The 21,111-nt window shown below is 35.7% G+C and carries 15 protein-coding genes; 6 read left to right on the top strand and 9 right to left on the bottom strand.

Annotation, left to right across the window (positions count from 1 at the left end):
- The first annotated feature begins 14 nt into the window (after positions 1 to 14).
- Together LUA91_RS05745 and LUA91_RS05750 are read left to right on the top strand one after the other, a co-directional pair.
- Positions 15 to 1,439: an LptF/LptG family permease gene (locus tag LUA91_RS05745; RefSeq protein ID WP_231425061.1), complete on the top strand. Its 1,425-nt coding sequence runs from the start codon at positions 15 to 17 to the stop codon at positions 1,437 to 1,439.
- 140 nt (positions 1,440 to 1,579) lie between these two features.
- Complete coding sequence (locus tag LUA91_RS05750; protein ID WP_231425062.1) at positions 1,580 to 2,791, top strand: bifunctional 3,4-dihydroxy-2-butanone-4-phosphate synthase/GTP cyclohydrolase II; 1,212 nt, start codon at positions 1,580 to 1,582, stop codon at positions 2,789 to 2,791.
- Between the two features lie 98 nt (positions 2,792 to 2,889).
- On the opposite strand, the gene LUA91_RS05755 is transcribed toward LUA91_RS05750, so the two are convergent.
- The gene (locus LUA91_RS05755; protein WP_231425063.1) at positions 2,890 to 7,257 is read right to left on the bottom strand and encodes a translocation/assembly module TamB domain-containing protein; all 4,368 of its coding nucleotides are present in this window, start codon (positions 7,255 to 7,257) and stop codon (positions 2,890 to 2,892) included.
- 152 nt (positions 7,258 to 7,409) lie between these two features.
- Between LUA91_RS05755 and tsaD the strand changes: the two genes are divergently transcribed.
- Positions 7,410 to 8,411: a tRNA (adenosine(37)-N6)-threonylcarbamoyltransferase complex transferase subunit TsaD gene (gene tsaD / locus LUA91_RS05760; protein ID WP_231425064.1), complete on the top strand. Its 1,002-nt coding sequence runs from the start codon at positions 7,410 to 7,412 to the stop codon at positions 8,409 to 8,411.
- A gap of 41 nt (positions 8,412 to 8,452) precedes the next feature.
- Entirely contained in the window at positions 8,453 to 8,650 is a 198-nt protein-coding gene (locus LUA91_RS05765; protein WP_231425065.1) for a hypothetical protein, read from the top strand.
- A 72-nt stretch (positions 8,651 to 8,722) separates the two neighbouring features.
- On the opposite strand, the gene recA is transcribed toward LUA91_RS05765, so the two are convergent.
- From recA to LUA91_RS05795, 6 genes are all read right to left on the bottom strand, one after another.
- Positions 8,723 to 9,736 carry a recombinase RecA gene (gene recA, locus LUA91_RS05770; RefSeq protein ID WP_056094982.1) on the bottom strand — a complete coding sequence of 338 codons (1,014 nt, stop codon included), beginning with the start codon at positions 9,734 to 9,736 and terminating at the stop codon, positions 8,723 to 8,725.
- A 134-nt stretch (positions 9,737 to 9,870) separates the two neighbouring features.
- Positions 9,871 to 10,536 (bottom strand): endonuclease III, encoded by a 666-nt coding sequence (nth, locus tag LUA91_RS05775; protein WP_231425066.1) that lies wholly within the window; start codon positions 10,534 to 10,536, stop codon positions 9,871 to 9,873.
- Positions 10,537 to 10,752: 216 nt separating this feature from the next.
- The gene (locus LUA91_RS05780; RefSeq protein ID WP_231425067.1) at positions 10,753 to 11,949 is read right to left on the bottom strand and encodes an MFS transporter; all 1,197 of its coding nucleotides are present in this window, start codon (positions 11,947 to 11,949) and stop codon (positions 10,753 to 10,755) included.
- A 216-nt stretch (positions 11,950 to 12,165) separates the two neighbouring features.
- Positions 12,166 to 12,489 (bottom strand): hypothetical protein, encoded by a 324-nt coding sequence (locus LUA91_RS05785; RefSeq protein ID WP_231425068.1) that lies wholly within the window; start codon positions 12,487 to 12,489, stop codon positions 12,166 to 12,168.
- 339 nt (positions 12,490 to 12,828) lie between these two features.
- Positions 12,829 to 13,023, bottom strand: coding sequence for a hypothetical protein (locus LUA91_RS05790; RefSeq protein ID WP_231425069.1), 195 nt, complete (start codon positions 13,021 to 13,023; stop codon positions 12,829 to 12,831).
- Positions 13,024 to 13,112: 89 nt separating this feature from the next.
- Positions 13,113 to 13,697: an RNA polymerase sigma factor gene (locus LUA91_RS05795; RefSeq protein ID WP_231425070.1), complete on the bottom strand. Its 585-nt coding sequence runs from the start codon at positions 13,695 to 13,697 to the stop codon at positions 13,113 to 13,115.
- Between the two features lie 257 nt (positions 13,698 to 13,954).
- Between LUA91_RS05795 and uvrA the strand changes: the two genes are divergently transcribed.
- Together uvrA and LUA91_RS05805 are read left to right on the top strand one after the other, a co-directional pair.
- Positions 13,955 to 16,768, top strand: coding sequence for an excinuclease ABC subunit UvrA (gene uvrA, locus LUA91_RS05800; RefSeq protein ID WP_231425071.1), 2,814 nt, complete (start codon positions 13,955 to 13,957; stop codon positions 16,766 to 16,768).
- An 8-nt stretch (positions 16,769 to 16,776) separates the two neighbouring features.
- Positions 16,777 to 17,430, top strand: coding sequence for a LysE family transporter (locus LUA91_RS05805; protein ID WP_231425072.1), 654 nt, complete (start codon positions 16,777 to 16,779; stop codon positions 17,428 to 17,430).
- 66 nt (positions 17,431 to 17,496) lie between these two features.
- Here LUA91_RS05805 and LUA91_RS05810 read toward each other — a convergent pair whose 3' ends face one another.
- Positions 17,497 to 18,531: a DUF2157 domain-containing protein gene (locus LUA91_RS05810; protein ID WP_231425073.1), complete on the bottom strand. Its 1,035-nt coding sequence runs from the start codon at positions 18,529 to 18,531 to the stop codon at positions 17,497 to 17,499.
- 101 nt (positions 18,532 to 18,632) lie between these two features.
- Entirely contained in the window at positions 18,633 to 20,879 is a 2,247-nt protein-coding gene (locus tag LUA91_RS05815) for a cation:proton antiporter (protein WP_370633602.1), read from the bottom strand.
- Positions 20,880 to 21,111 lie beyond the last annotated feature (232 nt).

A 21,111-nucleotide genomic window follows, 5' to 3' on the forward strand; every position in this document is an offset into this window, starting at 1 on the left:
CTTACCTTTGTAGGGTGAAAAAAATACATCTTCTTCTTATAAAAGCATTCATCAGACCTTTCCTTGCTACATTTTTTGTAGTAATGTTTATTCTTTTGATGTTTTTTCTCTTCAAGTGGATTGATGATTTAATAGGTAAAGGTTTCGAATGGTACACCATTTTAGAATTAATGTGTTACGCTTCTGCTGCCAACGTAGCCATGGCCTTACCGCTTTCAGTGCTTCTTTCCTCCATCATGACTTTCGGTACCCTTGGCGAAAATTACGAGTTAGTTGCCATTAAATCTGCTGGAATTTCGCTTCAAAAGGCCATGCGGCCACTTTTCGTGGTAATTATCATGCTTACCATAGGGTCGTTTTTGTTTTCGAATTATATGTTGCCCAAAGCCAACCTGAAGTTTAGCTCCCTGCTCTATGATGTTCGAAACAAGAAGTTGGCTTTTTTGATTAAACCAGGCGTTTTCAATAACAGCATTCCAAATTATTCCATTCGTGTTGATGCCAAAGATGAAGATGGTACGCTACATGGTATCATGATTTACGATCATAAAGGAACCAATGGTATCCCAAAAGTAATCATGGCCAGAGAAGGTCAAATGAATAAAACTACGGATGGTAAATTTTTGGTGCTACAGCTTAAAGATGGTGTTCAGTATGAGGAGCAATCCAATACCAGTGGAGCTTATAACCCGCGTCAGATTTTATACCGGAGCAGATTTAAGGAAACCGAGCCTAAGTTTGATTTATCTTCATTTGAAATGAACAGGACTGACCCGAACGCTTTTGGAAACAGTACGCCCATGCTCAATTTAAAAGGTATTGTTAAAAAAAGAGATTCTTTAACCAAACAACTTGATACCCTGAACTGGCAATCTAACCGTGTAGCAAGCAATACATTTAAACAGTTTAATACCACAAAAGGATACACGAAAATTAAAATTGCTCCTATCACAATTGGAGAAGTTACTTTAAAATCCATTCCGAATGGAAGCCGAAAGACTGCGGTTGATAATGCTGCAAATGTAGTTTCGGGCATGATGCAGAATCTCTCGAATACGGTACCGAGGTACGATGATTTAATGGGTGAGATTATTTTTACCAGAGTAGAATATCAACGTAAGTTTACACTTGCAGCTTCCTGTATTTTGTTGTTTTTTATTGGCGCACCTTTAGGCGCCATCATTAGAAAAGGTGGAATGGGTTTACCCGTTGTAATTGCCATTTCTTTCTTTTTGGTTTATCATATCATTACTACTGTCGCCGAGAAATCAGCTCGTGAGGGCAATCTAAACCCAATATTCGCCATGTGGATTGCGGTTATTGTGTTGTCGCCTTTGGCTGCATTTTTAACCTATAAAGCCACGGTAGATTCGGCCTTGTTTGATGTAAATTATTATAAACAGTTTTTCAATAAACTGCTGCGAATTAAGCAAAAATAGGCTCCACATATCATTTACTTCTAGATGATATTTTATTGAATTAATTGCTCTTTTAGGTTGTACCTTTGTATTGGCAAATTCAATGAAATCATTGATTATGAAGTTTCATTGATGCCAATTATATATATGCTTTTATAAAAATGCAAACAGAATTAAATACCATAGAAGAAGCAATAGCTGATATTAAGGCTGGTAAAGTAATCATCGTAGTGGATGATGAAAATAGAGAAAATGAAGGTGACTTTTTAACAGCAGCAGAAAATGCAACGCCAGAAGTAATCAACTTTATGGCTACCTATGGGCGAGGTTTAATTTGTGCACCGCTTACTGAAGAGCGTTGCAAGGAACTGAAACTCGATTTAATGGTGGGTAAAAATACCGCCGCTTACGAAACCAATTTCACGGTTTCAGTAGATTTAGTTGGTCATGGCTGTACTACTGGAATATCGGCAAGCGATAGATCCAAAACAATGTTGGCACTCGTAAACCCTAATATAGATCCCGAAGAATTGGGCAGGCCAGGACATATTTTTCCTTTAATTGCAAAAGATGGTGGTGTAATTCGCCGTGCTGGCCATACCGAGGCCGCAGTAGATTTAGCTCGTTTAGCCGGAATGAAACCGGCTGGTTTATTGGTAGAAATTTTGAAAGAAGATGGCGAAATGGCCAGACTTCCAGATTTATTCAAAATTGCCGAGCAACATCAATTAAAAATTATTTCGATTGAAGATTTAATTGCTTACCGCTTAAACATCGATAGCTTAATTAAAAAAGAAGTAACAATTGATTTGCCAACCGCTTGGGGCGATTTTAAAATGACCGCATACACTCAGTTGGATAATAACGCTACGCACTTGGCAATTTCAAAAGGAGAGTGGGGAGCTGACGAACCGATTCTTGCTCGTGTACATAGTTCATGCGTTACAGGCGATATTTTTGGTTCTTGCCGTTGCGATTGTGGACCACAGTTACATAAAGCTCTGGAGATGATCCAGACAGAAGGTAAAGGGATCGTTGTTTATATGAATCAAGAGGGGAGAGGTATTGGATTGATCAATAAACTTCGCTCTTATAATTTGCAGGATGCAGGTTTTGATACGGTTGAGGCAAACATTAAATTAGGTTTTAAAGGTGATGAACGCGATTACGGAGTAGGTGCACAAATTTTAAGATCAGAAGGCGTAACCAAAATGCGTTTAATGACAAACAATCCTACAAAAAGAGCAGGACTTATTGGATATGGCTTGGAAGCAGTGGAAAATATTCCAATCGAAATTGAAAGCAATGTTCACAATGAGCGTTATTTGTTAACCAAAAGGGATAAAATGGGTCATTCCATTATGAAAGGATAGTTTAGTGTTAGTTGGCAATTTTATTTAATTAAAATTGCCAACTTAACAAATCCAATTTAACAGTTCTTTGCTGCGAACTCAAAATTATCAGCTGATATCTACCGCCTTGGAGTTCCCTTACTCTGATTAATAATTGCCTCTTTATTAATTGATTTATTTGTTTTTACAGGATTTCCTTCCTGTTTCCTTTTCAAATTCCTACGATAAGCACCAGAGATCTTTTGAATAAACTCCTTAAATGTGTCGAACTGTTGAGTATAAACTAAACCAAAAGAAGTAACGTTTCGGTTTTGGTCAATCCCCGGATTAGCAAATATACTTTGAATGGTTGGAGGTTTATTGGCTACTTTCCCTAACAAACTTCCATCTTTTTTAATCAGGAATAGTCCTTCTACCTCACCACCAACATTGCTTCGGTTAAAATCGATGATGGTAAAATCATTCAAGCTATTTCGATCTACAATACCTGCATTGATAATTAATCGATCATTAAACAGTTTAACTGATGCACTCGCTTCACTTAACGAACGAACGTTTAAATCGACAAAGTTTAGATTTAAAGAGGAAAGTACATTATTAAATTGATTGAAAACCAATTCGGTTGCAGTGCTTGTAGCGGTTGAACTTAACTGATTACCAATTGATTCTCCACCATTTCCTGGTGCAAAACTTCTTCTGATAATTAAGCTAAAGGCTTGTAAGTTCAGGTTATTTTGATCGCTAAAATAAGTTTGAAGTTCTTCTTTAATGGCAGGTTGCGCCGGAAAGAAGATATCTAACTTAATATCTGGTTGTAATAATAAGCCAGTTAAACCCATTTCTACCTCTGTATTCACCCTTTGGTTGGCATTACTACTGGCATCGCGATTAGCTGCTTTGAACAATTCGTTTAAGTTCGCACGTAGGGCGTAAACAGCTTTGAGGTTTATTTGTGCGGCAGTTGGATTTCCCGTCCAACGGATGGTTCCACCTTGTCTGATCTCGAATTTTTTATTGATTACTTCCTGAGCCGTAAAATCAAAACTTCCCGTTTCTATAATGTAATCTCCCGACATTTCGAAGTCGCCCAAACTGTTGATGTTTAGGTTTAACTCCGCATTACCCTTACCGCTTAAATTACCCAAAGTGGTGTAAATATTTGCAGTGGTATTTGGATCGATGGTTAATTTAAATGTTAACGTCAAACCATCAAAATTAGTGGTTTTCTTTACTACTTTACTCGAATCTCTGCTAATGAAATTAATGAAATCTTTATCCGAAACCGTTTCAGAACTATTTAATGGTAAATTGAAAACCGTACCTTTTTCGGTTTTGGCCTTGATGTCAATCTTCATTTTACTCGTAGGACCAGTAAACTTGAAAACACCCGATCCATAAGCTTTACCAAAATAAACTGAATTGTCTTTTGATGTTGTATTCAAAGCCATTAAACTGTTCGCATTTACCACAACATTTAACGTAGGATCATCTAAATTATTTAAATCAACTGTACCGGTAGCGATGGCTTCATGACCTTCTAAATCAGCCAACTTAAAACCTTCCGATGAGTCGTTGTCCAATAAAACCACGCTGTTCTCTATTTTCACCTCATCGGTAATCACATACGTTGTTTTAAGGTAATTAACCATCAATTGCCCTTTATTAAAAGCAACTCGACCATTAATTTCTGGCTTATCCAGCTTTCCTTTTACTGTTAATTCAGCAGAAATATCACCTTTAAGATTAGATACGAGCTGTTTTACAAAAGGTTCCAGAATGGTTAATTTGCTGTCGTTCATTTTAACATCCAAATCGATCAGTTTCTCTTTTAAATCAAGATTTCCGGTGAGCTTAAATGTTTCTGAATTATCTGCCATTATTCTGGTGAAAACATTTACTTTATTGCTTTCATTATCAAAAGATGATGTGTCAGTCAATGTTCCGATGTAGATATCGTTAAATGTTAGCGAGTCTATTTTAAGGTCATCATTTACCTTTGGTGCTTTTAGGATGCCATAAAGATTCGTCATCCCGTTTACATTTCCACTTAATTTAACTCCAAAACCTTTCGTAAAAGGGTTAAGCGTTTTCAGATTGAAATCTTTAAAGCCAACTTGTAATAAGTCTTTTTGATCATCAGAAATTAAACCATCAATAGTTAACTGCTGAATACCGTTTGTTAAATCGAAGTTGCTGATTAATGTTTTGCCATTATTTAGTGCAATGCGAACTTTCTCCTGAATGCGCCATTCTTCACTATTAATTTTTAGGATAGAAGGTAAAATACTCAAACGGGCAATTGTATCCTGATTTTTGGTAAATTCTACCAGTCCGTTTAAGTCCAGCTGATTGGCTTCATCAGAATTCGACATTTTTACGTTGAAAGATAGACTATCATTTCTAAGAATATTAGAAATATTCACATCTTTGATAAACAAACTATCATTCAATTGAACACGATCGGATGTAATAATAAGTTGTAGCTGTTCTTTGGTAGTGTTTTCATCCAAAATAATATTGTTTACCACTACACCGTTATATTTTAATTTTCGCACAAAACCGTTCAGGGTTGCTGTATTGTTTCTCGAATCGAAATCACCGATGAGTGTAGCGCCTTCTTCCATTTCCAAACCCGGAGAAATAAACTGTGCCAAAGGCTCAAATTTCTTTACTTGTAAGTTGAATTTGAATATTTGATTTTTGAACTTAAAAATATCAGCCCTAAGCGATGGAACGTAGGTTTTTGCGATGGCTTTATAATATGATCCAATCGAATTCAAGTCATATTCACCTTGAATACTGGCATCCAAAATATCGGAGCGAATATCCAATGTACGATCAACACCAGTACCTTTAGCCATCAGTTGAACCGAATCTACATGGTAAATGCCTTTCGGATTTTGAAGCCTGATTTCTTGAATCAGTAACTGGCCTTCGATGTTATTTAAGTTCGTTCCAGAAAAGTTGGTGCTGAATTTCGCATCAACCAATAAAGAATCTTTAAGTAAATTTAATGCTTTAAGCCTCGCTTTAGAAATGGTAGCATTAAACGCAAATACCGGAAGTTTTGGATTTAAATTTACCCCACCATCAAAGATTAATTTGAGGTTCTTATCGTTGATGCTTAATTTTCCGTCGAAATTTTTCTTCTCAAAAGTTCCATCAATTTTAACATTCCTGTACCTGTAGTTATTGAAATCGACATATTCAATGTCTCCACTAAGCTTTTCGGTTAACTCTTTCAACTCGGTTCCACGTCCCTTAACATATAATGAAGAGGAGATTCGGCCTAAACTTTTTTCATCTAATAAATTTCCGATGTTGAAATCAAATGTCTTTACATTACCAGTGTAAGATGGAACATCATTTTTATCAATTTTCATGTTCACATCAGAAACAATTCTACCTAGTTTGGTTTTAAATTCTCCGTATGCAATAAAATCATTTTGGAAACCCGTAAAATTTCCATTGAAATTAATATTTCCAAACTTATTTACAATGCCTGGAATCATTGGTTTCTTACTTCCCGTTATCCCTGCAAGCACCTCATCAAGATCTTTTTTATTGGTACCTGCCATTTCGATATTCAGATCCATAAAAGTTTCTTTCCAATTTGGAAGTCCTTTTATAATAAAATCACCCTTAATGTGCGTGGCTTTGCCAGATCGAATTGAAAGTTTCTTAGCCCTCAAATTATTAACCAAGCCTGTAATTTGGCCATCTACATCAATTTCAATTTTCATTGAATTTAACTCTGGAGCAAAAAAAGCAACATCTTTGGAGGAAAGATGACTTTCTTTGAAAATTGCCTTCATCCGTACACTATCAACATAATGGTTAAAATCTCTATAGGTTTTAAACTTCATTTGATAGTAATCTGTTAAGCGGCTGTTTTCAGTTACCAGCAGCAATTTTTTCAACTCTATGGCATTGCTATCTATAGTGGTTTCGGCAGTTAAGTTTTTTAAATAAAAACCGCTTGTTTCTTTTAGCGTTAAATTTTTGATATTGGTTTTAACCAAGTGGTTTTTGGTGTCGAGTCCTTCAAAAATTCCGCTCAATTCTTTAACATCAACATTATCAAAATTTACATTCTTACCTTGAACGGTATCTTTTGCAGCAAAATTTTTATATCTGAAGGCAAATTTGTTTAAAATTATCCTGCCGATATTGATATCGTATGGCTTACTTTTTGGTTTCTTTACAGTAGGTTTACCAGAATCAAAATAGTTAATAATGAAATCGAGATTAGAAGACTTATCTTTGAAATCCTTTAGGAAAAATTGACCATTATTAATTTGGATGGTATTGATATCTATAATCTTCTTATCAATTGATAGCAGATTAATATCAACCATGAACTCTGGAGTACTCAATAAAGTATCCTTTTGAAGATCGAGCACCAATAATTCTTCCAAAACAACTGATTTGAAAGGTTTGATGTAAAGGCTTTTAATTGATACCGTAGTGTTAAGCTCTTTAGACAAATATGCGGCTGCTTTTTGGGCAACGAAAGTTTGAACAGGCTTAAACTGTAGTGAAAAAATAATAAGCGCCAGCAGCAAAATTATTGATGCAATTACCCAAAGGAGTATTTTAAATAGTTTTTTAATAATTTTGCAGCTTAAAATTAAATAATTTGTCTGTTATACTTGCTATCGAATCTTCTTGCGATGATACTTCAGTCGCTATATGTAACAACGGCAAAATTACGGCCAATGTTATTGCAAACCAAACAATTCATGAAAATTATGGTGGTGTAATCCCTGAATTAGCATCTAGGGTACATCAACAAAATATTGTGCCTACCATTGAGCAAGCTTTAAAAAATGCACAGGTTACAAAACAGGACATAAGTGCGGTTGCATTTACACAAGGTCCTGGTCTTTTAGGTTCACTTTTGGTTGGCGTTTCCTTTGCCAAATCGTTTGCATTGGGTTTAAATATACCCTTAATTTCTGTCAATCACATGCATGCTCACATATTGGCGCATTTCATTGATGATCCTAAACCCGAATTTCCATTTTTATGTTTAACCGTTTCCGGTGGACATACACAAATTGTATTGGTTAAAGGATATTTCGATATGGAAATTGTAGGCGAAACATTAGATGACGCCGCTGGCGAAGCCTTTGATAAAACAGCTAAAATCTTAGCTTTACCATATCCAGGCGGACCATTGATTGATAAACATGCTAAAAACGGAAATCCAAAAGCATACAAATTTGCTGAGCCTCAAATTGCTGATTTAAATTTTAGCTTTAGTGGTTTTAAAACTTCCATTCTATATTTTATTAGAAAGCAGGAAGTAGAAAATCCTAACTTTATTGCAGAAAATTTAGATGATATTTGTGCCTCAGTTCAGCATAGTATTGTACAAATATTATTGAATAAACTTAGGAAGGCGGCAAAGCAGTTTAATATTAACCAAATTGCAATTGCTGGTGGCGTATCTGCAAACTCTGGATTAAGAAATGGTTTGCAGGAAACAGCAGATGAATTAGGTTGGAAAATCTATATTCCTGCATTTCAGTACTGTACAGACAATGCTGGAATGATCGCGATTGCTGGATATCAGAAATTTTTAGCCAATGATTTTGTAGGACAAGAAGTTTCGCCAAAAGCGAGAATGGAATTTTAACAAACGAATTAACCTTGAATTTTTAATTTATAACTTTTTTCATGACCGGAGCATCATTAATATTTTGGATTGTTTGTGCAGTACCGCTTATTGGACTTTTATATTATTTAATCCGAAAAGATAAAAATAAATTAAGTGGGAGTTGGGGCGTAATTATTTTGGGTGCTTTGGTAATAGCAGCGCTCCTGGTAATTGTTTATGTAACTAAAGATTTTAATGCCATTTTTAGCCAAGGTTAAAGATTGCATTAAAAAAAATGCCTTTGTTAGTTTTGCTAACAAAGGCGTTTTTAGATTTTTATAATCCTGGATCTATTTTTCTTCTAATTTATCGCCAGTTACTTCGGCTTTAATTTTAATCTCCAGTTCTTCTGCCAATTCTGGATTATCGCTTAATAGTTGTTTCACAGCATCTCTTCCCTGGCCCAACTTAGTATCTCCGTACGAATACCAAGATCCTGCTTTTTTAATGATTCCGAAATCAACCCCTAAATCTACAATCTCGCCATTTTTCGAGATGCCTTCTCCAAACATCACATCAAATTCGGCAATACGGAAAGGAGGCGCAACTTTATTTTTAACAATTTTAACTTTAACGCGGTTACCTGAAACCTCATCAGAATCTTTAATTTGCGAAATACGACGGATATCTAAACGAACAGATGCATAAAATTTTAATGCATTACCTCCAGTTGTAGTTTCCGGGTTGCCGAACATTACACCAATTTTATCACGCAGCTGGTTGATGAAAATACAGCAACATCCCGTTTTAGATATTGTTCCTGTCAGCTTACGTAATGCCTGACTCATTAAACGGGCATGCAAACCCATTTTACTGTCGCCCATTTCGCCTTCAATTTCACTTTTAGGAACCAATGCGGCAACAGAGTCAATTACAATTACGTCAATTGCGCCAGAGCGAATTAAATTATCAGCAATCTCCAATGCTTGTTCACCATTATCTGGTTGAGAAATTAAAAGATTGTCGGTATCAACCCCTAATTTTTTAGCATAAAACTGATCGAAAGCATGTTCTGCATCAATAAATGCAGCTATACCACCTTTTTTCTGTGCTTCTGCAATGATGTGAGTAGCTAAAGTTGTTTTACCTGAAGATTCAGGACCATAAATTTCGATTACTCTTCCTTTTGGAATACCACCAATACCCAAAGCAATATCTAAACTGATAGATCCTGTTGATATAAAATCTATAGGTTCAATAGCGGTATCGCCAAGTTTCATTATGGTACCTTTACCATAAGATTTTTCTAATTTATCTAATGTTAGCTGTAGAGCTTTTAATTTGTCAGGATTTGCGCTTGCCATTTTCTTGTGATTTGATTTCGTAAATATAATTGAATTGTGAGCTAATATGCTTGTAATGTTTATAACTAATTTACTAAAATATTTAGCTAAGTTAAATCTTTTTTAGCTAATGTCAATAGTATTTTAAAAATATTTTAAGCTTCGTGTTTTTCACGCTTATTTGTTGCAGTCAATTTTTCAAAATACCTGCACATGTAAGTAATTTCACAAACATCACATTTTGGACTTCGAGCCACGCAAACATAACGTCCATGCAGAATTAGCCAATGGTGCGCAATATGAATATCATGTTTTGGAAGATTTTTTACCAAATCCCTTTCCACCGCTAAAGGCGTTTTGCCATTGGTTAATCCTAGTCTGTTCGCCACTCGAAAAACATGCGTATCAACAGCCATTGCTGGTGCATTGTAAATAACCGATGCGATCACATTTGCCGTTTTACGCCCTACTCCAGGCATTTTCTGTAAATCATCAATGCCTGATGGAACAATATCATTAAATTCATTTACCAATATTTGAGCCATGCCCACGAGATGTTTGGCTTTATTGTTTGGGTAGCTAATGCTTCTGATGTAATCAAAAACTATATCCGGGGTAGCTTCTGAAAGAGATTTCGCATTCGGAAAGCGCTGAAAAAGTGCGGGGGTAACCATATTTACTCTTTTATCGGTGCATTGGGCAGAAAGAATTACCGCAACCAAAAGTTGATAGGGGTTGTGGTAATGCAATTCTGTTTCCGCATCGGGCTGCTTAGCCGAAAAGTGTTCTACAAAAAGTTTATAACGTTCTTTTTTTAGCATCGGCAAATATATGTTTTAGATTAATATGGTTTTATAAAACAGGAGAAATTCTGCCGATGAAAGGCATTTCAATTATCTCGAAACTATTGCTAGGTATATGATCAGATATGTATGTAATGTAAAATAGAAAATAATCGGCAACGTATCTGTATTTCGCTATTAAAACGTTGACTTAATTGCAAATTCTAAATCATTCAAAAAATTCAGATTAAAATTTTAATGCATCACTACATATTTTTCTTTGATCGCCGCATCCTGAACAACTGGTTTAGAAGCATTACTTTTAATCAACCAAAAAGCAAAGCCTGCACCAATTAGAGCCATCGCAGCGCCAACATAAGCGGGAGAAGTGTAATCGAAACCATAAACCAATGGTAGTCCGCCAAAAAAGGCACCCAATGCATTGCCAATGTTAAAACTGGCCTGACTTGCTGATGCAGCCAGCATTTCAGAACCTTTGGCTGATTGAATCATTAACATTTGGATCGGTGCGGCCAAAGCAAATGAAACTGCCCCTGTAATAAACGTCATAATTAAAGCCAAGGGTTGACTGAAAGATACAAAATGAACGATGGTTAAAGTTACCACCATAGCCAAAAGCAAAGATGCTGATGCTTTTGCTGGCGAAAATTTATCGGCCAATATCCCACCAATGTAATTACCAACCAACATTCCAAAACCAGCGAGCATTAATATGTAAGTTACAGCATCTGCCGAAAAACCGGCAACTTCTGTCATGAGTGGAGCAATATAGCTGTACCAGGTAAATAGGCCACCTGTACCAATTGAAATCATGAATATGATAATCCAGGCTTCTCTTTTCTTAAAAAAACTTAATTCAGATTTCAAGTCGCGGTTTTTGGTAGCTTCGAGCGCAGGCAACCAAAGTTTTAAACTTAATAGCGTAACCAAACCCACAAAAACAACCACTGCAAAAGAAATTCGCCACGAAAAATTGTGACCAATAAAAGTACCTAGCGGCACTCCAAGAATGTTGGCGATGGTTAATCCCATAAACATTAGTGAAACCGCTTGTGCAGCTTTGCCTTTCTCAGCAATGCGGCTGGCTACAACAGAGCCAACACCGAAAAATGCGCCATGTGGTAATCCGGAAAGTAAACGAGCAATAAATAAGGTATTAAATGTTGGCGCAAAAGCAGAGAATGCATTGAAAACGGTGAACATTACCATTAAAGCAATTAATATTTTCTTTGGTGGATATTTACCAGCAATCATAATTAATAAGGGGGCACCAATAACCACACCTAATGCATAAGCAGATATTAAATATCCTGCTTGAGGAATGGTTACAGCTAAATCTTTTGCGATATCCGGGAGTAGGCCCATCATAACAAATTCTGTTATTCCGATACCTAAGCCACCTAGAGTAAGTGGAAGTAAGTTCTTATTCATGCCTTGCTTAGTGTTAAAATTACACTATGTAAAGGTATGCGTTTTTATCTAAAATATTGTGGAAATCATTTAGATGATGGCAAAAGAATGATAAATAAGCATTGGCTATTTTAAATAAATATAAAGCATCGTTTTGAGAAGAAGATGTTAAAAACACTTAAAACTGTGATGGGTATTATTTGAAAAAAGATTAAAGACCACTCTCCAATAGGTCTATTATTTAAAGCAACCCCAACTCATTGCACTTGGACTGTGCGAGTAATCAAGTGCAGTGTGCCACAGATCATAATTTGAAGCACTACTTGGGCCCGACACCCATACTTGTAAGGTTTGCCCACATAAATCGGTAAAGGTGAAGCACATCTGCCTTCTAAATAATGCAATATTCTTATTTTCTTTTAACGATACTTTAATCTCGTTTGATGTTGTAATTTCTGATATCAATGATGATACTGGCGTTGATTTAATGTGGCTCATATTGGCTGCGTAAGTACTGGTTCCAGTAAATATTAAAACCAAGGCAATTAGTAAATTTTTCATGTTATTAAATTTTAGGTAAATAAAAATGTTTCAGTCATAAATTGGAGAATGGTCCTGAAAACTAACTTCATTCCTAAATTAATACTAAAGTTTTACGGCTATGATAGCCGAATTATATTCGCTTATTTTAACTTGATACACGTAGGCAGATAGACGATGTTTGATATTTAGTGTTGGAGTTTTGATAGTAAGAAATCACGATCAATGATGCTTTCTCTTTAAACAACACTAGGAATAGTATAGCTGATTTTAATAGTATGCCTTAAATGGAATAAGCTCATAAAAAGCAAATAAAAAAAGCTGCCTTATTTTAAAGCAGCTTTTTGGCAAATGTAGAATTTACTTAGATCTGCTATATGCTAAAATCTTATTGATGGTTTCATCTTGTGGATTTTTAGCCAGGCGATCTAACTTACTTTTGATTTGATCGTAAAATAAGTCGATTTCTGCATCAGATTCATTATCAGTTTTTGGCTGAAACATACTGTTGGTAGGTAAATTTACATTAGTTTTTGATGTAGAGGTTTTTGTCATAAGCAACTAAATTGTTATAAGTTTTATAAACTTAACGATAGTTCAGATGCTTTATTTCAAACCCTAAAATATTTAATGTAACTTTTTTATTACCCTTTGTAGGTCATCTCTTTTGTCTTGAGCATCTTGCGCAGGTTGCTTAATGCATACCGCATACGGCCCAGGGCAGTATTAATGCTCACATCAGTTAAATCGGCAATTTCCTTAAAACTCAAATCAGCGTAATGGCGCATCAGAAGTACTTCTTTTTGCTCATCAGGCAACAAATGAATCATTTCCTTAAGGTCTTTATGGGTTTGATCTCTCAACATCCTATCCTCTGCGCTTTCATCATAAAAGTGTAGCATATTGAATACATCCATCCCATCAGAACTCGTTATGATCGGAGTTCTTTTTTCTTTTCGAAAATAATCGATAACTAAATTATGCGCAATACGCATCACCCAAGGTAAGAACTTGCCCTCCTCATTATATCGCCCTGAACGAAGCGTATTAATTACTTTTATAAAAGCATCCTGAAAAATATCTTCTGCCAAGTATTGGTCTTTTACCAATAAGTAGATAGAAGTATAAATTTTACTTTTGTGCCTTCGTAAAAGTTCTTGCAGCCCATTCTCATCTCCTGTAATATATAACTTTACAAGGTCCTGATCACTATATGATTGTAAATTCATAGGTTTACCTACACTAAATCCCGTACTGTTTGCTAAAAATTAATTTGTAGATGTTTAATTTCTATAGCTTCTCTCCTATGTTTTTTGATTATGTTAGTTTGGTTCTGAGGTTGTTAATATTCAAAGAAAGTTATTTTTTTATCAAAAAACAAAAAATAAAATGTTAAAAAATAAATTAACCGTCCCAGTACCCTATTTTTGTATGTTTTAAAAACCCAATAGTTTTAATCGGGTTATATTTAAAATCTTAACAATACATGAGCAAAAAAGAAGCCGAAAAAGATCCGCATAAAAATATTATCATAAAAGGTGCTCGTGTGCACAACTTAAAAAACATCGATGTTGCCATTCCAAAAAATAAATTGGTAGTAGTAACGGGAATGTCGGGTTCTGGAAAATCTTCTCTGGCTTTTGATACTTTATATGCTGAAGGACAACGTCGATATGTTGAGAGTTTATCATCATATGCACGCCAGTTTATGGGTAGGATGAATAAGCCTGATGTAGATTACATAAAGGGAATTGCTCCTGCAATAGCCATTGAACAGAAAGTTATTACTTCAAATCCTAGATCAACAGTTGGTACTTCTACAGAGATTTATGATTACCTAAAGCTTCTATTTTCTAGAATTGGAAAAACCATTTCTCCAGTTTCTGGCAAGGAAGTAAAAAAAGATTCAGTTACAACTGTGGTTGATTATGTAAATGCCTTGCCGGAAGACACCACTGTAACTATTTTTTGCCCATTATACCCACACAATAACCGCACAATAAAAGAAGAGCTTGCCATTTTATTACAAAAAGGATTTTTAAGGGTTTTAATAGAAAATAAAGTTTTAAAAATAGAATCTGTTTTAGATGATGCCGATTTTAAGGATGCCGAATTAACAGATGACAAAACGGTTCAGATTTTAATTGATAGAATTGTAACCAACAAAGAAGAAGAAACATTAAGCCGATTGGCTGATTCAGTTCAAACCGCATTTTTTGAAGGCAAGGGCGATTGTTATGTTGAAGCAGAAGGCAAGACAAAACATTTTAGTGATCGTTTTGAGCTAGATGGAATAAAATTCGAAGAGCCCACGCCCAATTTCTTTTCTTTTAATAATCCTTATGGTGCCTGTAAACGTTGCGAAGGTTATGGAAATGTAATTGGTATTGATGAGGATTTGGTTATTCCTGATAAAAGCAAAAGTGTTTTTGATAATGCCATTGCGCCTTGGAGAGGAGAGAAGATGGGGGTTTGGTTGCAAAACTTTGTTAAGGCATCGCCAAAATTCGATTTTCCAATTCACCGTCCGTTCAGTCAGTTAACAGAAATAGAGCAACAGTTGCTTTGGAAAGGCAATAAATATTTTGCCGGTTTAGATACTTTTTTCAAGGAACTGGAAGAGCAAACCTATAAAATTCAGTATAGGGTAATGTTATCTCGTTATCGCGGTAAAACCACTTGTCCTGAATGTAAAGGATCGCGATTGCGTAAAGATGCATCATATGTTAAAATAGCAGAAAAATCAATAATTGATGTAGTGCTAATGCCTTTGGCAAAAGCCTTGGTTTTCTTTAACGAATTAAAATTAAATGCAACTGATGCTAAAGTTGCCAAGCGCTTATTGGCAGAAATAGATAACCGGTTTCTTTATTTGAATAACGTTGGTTTGGGTTATTTAACACTCAATCGCCTATCCAATACCTTATCTGGAGGTGAATCACAGCGTATTAACTTGGCAACCTCTTTAGGAAGTAGTTTGGTTGGTTCTATTTATGTTTTGGATGAACCCAGTATTGGATTGCATCCGCGTGATACCAACAAATTGATTGAAGTATTAATTTCTTTAAGAAATGTAGGCAATACCGTATTAGTGGTGGAGCATGAAGAAGAAATGATGCGGGCAGCTGATTACATTATCGATATTGGTCCGGAAGCTGGAACACATGGTGGTAATTTGGTTTTTAGCGGAAATTATGAGGAAATTTTAAAAGATAAAAACAGTTTAACAGGAAGGTATTTATCAGGAATAGAAAAAATTGCTATACCCGAAAAGCGCAGAAAATGGAAGGATCATATTCTGATTAAAGGTGCTCGCGAAAATAACCTTCAAAATGTCGATGTTAAATTTCCTTTAGGTGTTTTTACTGCCGTAAGTGGAGTTTCTGGTTCTGGTAAAACAAGTTTGGTTAAAAAGATTTTATATCCTGCTTTACAAAAGGCCATTGGTAATTATGCCGGCGAACAAACTGGTGCTTACGATGGCATTTTTGGTAATTATGATTTAATCAGCGCCGTCGAAATGGTCGATCAAAATCCAATTGGCCGTTCCAGTCGCTCCAATCCTGTAACCTATGTAAAGGCCTGGGATGATATTCGTGCTTTATTTTCTGGATTAGCTTCGGCCAAAGCAGCGGGATTAAAACCAGCTGCCTTTTCGTTTAATGTAGAAGGTGGGCGTTGCGATGTTTGCCAGGGCGAGGGAGAAGTTAAAATTGAAATGCAATTCATGGCCGATATTTATTTGCCATGTGAAGCCTGTGGAGGTAAACGCTTTAAACAACAGGTTTTAGATGTAACGTATAAAGAGAAAAACGTTTCTGAAATATTGGACATGACTATTGATGAAGCAGTTGATTTCTTTAAAGACGAGCAAAAAATCCTAAATAAATTAAATCCATTGGTTGATGTTGGATTGGGTTACGTTCATCTTGGTCAATCATCAAATACATTATCAGGAGGAGAGGCGCAACGTATAAAGTTAGCTTCATTCTTGATTAAAGGGAATAATGCAAGTAAAACACTCTTTATTTTTGATGAACCTACAACTGGTTTACACTTTCACGATATCAAAAAATTATTAAAAGCACTGAATACATTAATTGAGCAGGGAAATACCATTTTGGTGATTGAGCACAATATGGATATGATTAAATGTGCCGATTGGGTAATTGATATTGGTCCTGAAGGTGGCGACGGAGGCGGTAAAGTCGTTTTTGAAGGTATACCTGAAGATTTAATCAAAGAGAAAATTTCTTATACCGGAAAATATTTAGCATCGCATTTGAATTTAAATCCATAATTTCGGCAATGCTTTTTCTAACGTTTTTTATAGGCATCATTCTCAATGCCATGGGGTACATTCCTCCTGGCAATATTAACCTTACTGTAGCGCAGCTTGCCATAAATAAAGGCATGCGCCAAGTGTGGTATTTCATCATTTCTTTCTCATGCGTAGAAGTATTTTTTACGTTTGGTATGATGCGTTTTGCCCGTTGGGCTATGAGCGACATAAATCCGAATGAGGCCGTAAGCGAAGTAAGATTAGGAACACTGGTTGATAGCTTCATGATTTTAATGTTCATTACGATGGGTACAATTACTTGGATCAATCGTAAGAAGGCGCCTAAAACCAGTAGTAAAAAGGATGATAAGCGTAGTGGCAGCGTACTTTATGGATTAATACTTGGGGTTTTAAACCCGGTACAAATTCCATTCTGGTTATTTTTTGGTAATTATGTTATTCTACACGAGTGGATTGAAACAGACTATCTTTCGTTAGTTGTTTTTAGTCTTGGTTCTGGCGTTGGTTCGGCGCTAGCGCTATATGTTTATGCACATTTTGCTACTTTTATTCAAGAGAAGTTCGCATTAAGCAGCTTGATTATTAATAAATCAATAGCAATTTTTTTATATGTTTTAGCGGCATATTTAATTATAAAGCAATTGGTGATTTTGTTGTAGAATATATAGCTTATTATAAAGCCGCAGATTATTAATCTGCGGCTTTTCTATTTTAAGAAACCAGATTTACTTTAAAAACTCTACATTCCAAATCTTCTCGGCTTTTCTGCCAATTAACCAAAACGATGCAGCAAGAACAGAAAAGAAAAGTGCTTTGTGCCAGCTATCCCAAAAGTATTCAAAATAGCGAGTGTAAAGGTTAATGAACAGAAAAGTGATCCCAAATTCACGGGCAATATCATCATGATATTTTAATCCGAATAAAGTGCTTACTATACAAACTGTAGCCGAAATGAGTGCCCAATAAAATAGGCTTAACTGCCTAACAGAATACCATTCTTCTAAGCTGGCAAAATTTCCAAAAACAGATAAAGCCCACAGTGAAATGAATAAATAAACCATACCGGCTATGTAAGTTACCTGAAAAAAATGTTGTGTTTTTGGAAGGGCTTTCATAATAAATGACGCTGCGGTTAAAACTGCACCAAAAACAACAAAGCGCAAAGGATAATTCATTCCTAAAAAATAGTAATTCCATCGACTTAAATAGCCGGTTTCTGTTCCGAACCATGCGCCTAAAGATATCAATGCGAAAACCCAGATCAGCCGTGAATTAAAAATATACCCTAATGCACCGTAAATAAAAACAGATATCAGGATAAGGATTGAGAAATTGCCAGAGCCATTATCCATCGCTTTTCCGAAGTAAGCAATGGCATTTGCAGTAAGTAATATTGCGGAGAATACAATGGCCTCATTGCTAAATTTTAAGTGTGCCACTTTCTTTTTTCTTCGGAAACCTAGAATATAGAGCCATGCTGCCAAACCTCCAGAAACAATTGCAATAACTATGTTAGGCGTATTATAAACTCGCTTAAGATAGTTTAGGATAGAATTATCAATTAAAAGCGAACCAAGTGCGATAAATCCACAGGCCAGCGCAACCCAAAATGCATATTGAGCCAGGCGTAACCAATCGAAATTTTTAGCTTCATAGCTTTTTCGAAGTTTGCCGCCGGTTTCTTCCGTAATTAAGCCGCTGGTTTGCCACTGCTCAATCATATCATCAAGAAATTCACTCTTTTCTCTATCTACTTTCATAGGTTTGGTTATGTACGAATATAGAAAAAAGTCTGTAGTATAGAGTCGGAAGTCTGATTAGGAAATTATTATATTAAAAACAGACTATTAAGTTCAAGACTTTAGATTACTTCTTTAATCTTTTTATTATTTCCAACAATCCAAATTACATCACCACTATCAAAAATAAAATCAGAAGAAGGATTTAAAATTCGCTCTGCACCACGTTCAATTCCCACAATTAATGCCTGAGCTTTTTCCCTGATGCCGGCATTCCTAATGCTTAATCCATAGACAGGCGATTCTGTGCTTACCACTACTTTCTGCAGCGTCATTTCCTTATCAGGGAAGGATTTTTCCTGCTCTGTATCAGGTAAATCGACTTCTAAAAGTGCTTTTACCGAGGCCAATTGATCATCAGCTCCAATAAGCAGCAAATTATCATTGGGATATAACCGCTCATCCCGTCCTGGGGTTGGAATATTATTTCGACCACGTTCGATTAAAGCGATATTTACACCGTATTTTTCTCTTATCATTAACTCCGCAAGTGTCTTTCCAACAACATCAGATTCTGGAGAAACCTTAATTTCAGTTAAGTGGGTATCCCATGGTAAAATGTCGGGCTTTTGGTTTTCCCTGGCATTTAAGTTCAACATAAAACGCTTTTCGAGTTTGTTATAAAAAGCCTGTAGTTTTCTAGAGAAAATAACCATTACCAAAACGATTAAACCCAATGCAATTCCGGCGGCAACCCAGGTATCAAAGAACTCATACATTAAAAAGCCGACGAAAAATATACCAAGCGCTATCCTGAACACTTCAATGGCAATCAGTGGGCCTCTGGTAAACTTTTTGTTCAACCATAGGTGGGAGTAGGCTGTTTTTTGTATTCTCCTAATGGATAGTGCCCATAAAAAGGGCGCCATTAAAATAAATGATGCAATTAAACTAATGATGGTAGACTTTAAACCGTTAACCACATTTTTGGCTATAAATGGCTGTACATAACGTGAAGCCAAAAAGATAACCGCAATTATAATAACAGAGTGAATAATGGTATTAAAGGCATAACTACGCAACAGGATTTTCCAGTCGCTTAAGGTGGTTATTCCAGCAGTACTGGAGCTGTATCTGGCTATTCCATCAATCCATTTTTTTGGCAATATTCTGTTTAAATAATTATAAAAAGGTTCGGATAGTTTAATAAGGTAAGGCGTTGTAAATGTTGTTATGGCTGATGCAGCTACTGCAATAGGGTATAGAAAATCGCTGGTTACTTTTAAGGTGAGCCCCAAAGTGGCAATGATAAAAGAAAATTCACCAATTTGTGCCAAACTCATTCCAGCTTGTACTGAAGTTTTTAAAGGTTGGCCAGATAATAATGCACCTAAGCTGGAACTTAAAAATTTACCCAAAATTGTAGCTAATGTTACAATTACGATTGGTAAAGCATAATCCACTAGAATTTTCGGGTCGATTAACATACCTACCGATACAAAGAAAACTGCAGCAAACAGATCCTTTACCGATTTTGTTAAATGCTCAATTTTTTCAGCCTGTGTGGTTTCTGCTAAAATAGAACCCATGATAAAAGCTCCCAAAGCAGGAGAAAATCCTACCTTAACTGCAAGTAAAACCATTATTAAGCATAATGCTAATGAAACTATGAGCATGGTTTCATCGTTCATTAATTTTCTGGTTGCCTTTAAAAAAGTAGGAATTAAAAATATTCCACCTAAAAACCAAAGCACCAAAAAGAAAGCAAGTTTTAATATAGAGATCAGCATTTCGCTTCCGGCAAATTGCTGACTAACCGCTAGGGTTGATAGTAAAACCAATAATAGAATTGCCACTAAATCTTCTACGATAAGTACACCGAAAACCAGACCCGCAAACTTTTTATGCTTTACTCCAAGCTCTTCAAAAGCCCTAATGATAATTGTTGTTGATGATACGGAAAGAATACCGCCGAGAAATATACTATCCATGGTTTTCCAACTCATTAATTTACCAGCAGCAAAACCAATTAGCAACATAAAAACAACTTCTACAACGGCGGTTATAGAAGCGGAGCCACCAACTTTTACCAATTTTTTAAAGCTGAATTCTAACCCTAAACTGAACAATAAGAATATTACCCCAATTTCGCCCCAAATGTTAATGCTTTTGGTGTCGGTTACCGATGGAAAAAAATCGAGGTGAGGGCCAACCAATAATCCGGCTAAGATATAGCCTAAAACTAAAGGTTGCTTTATTCTTTTAAATATGAGTGTGGTTATTCCTGCGGCGGCAAGAATTAATCCTAAATCGGCAATTAGATCTGGTAAATGCATTGATAATGATGGTAATGGGTAAAATAATTCCACAAGTTTTGCTGAACTTGATTGTTAAAATTGCAGCCAATAAGCTGCCAACGGCTTACCAAAAAAAATGTTTTGGATAAAGCATTTTAAACGAACACCAATAATTATGCTTTAATATTTTTACTATCGTTTTCGAATTTATAAAGTTGTATTTCAGAAATACAGTAGAAAAAACTGAAAACAAAAAGAAGCTGGAAGAAATCTTTTGTGAAGTATTGGATACTAAATCTCTTTC

The sequence above is a fragment of the Pedobacter sp. Leaf250 genome (assembly GCF_920984735.1).
In the GTDB taxonomy this organism is placed as follows: Bacteria; Bacteroidota; Bacteroidia; order Sphingobacteriales; family Sphingobacteriaceae; genus Pedobacter.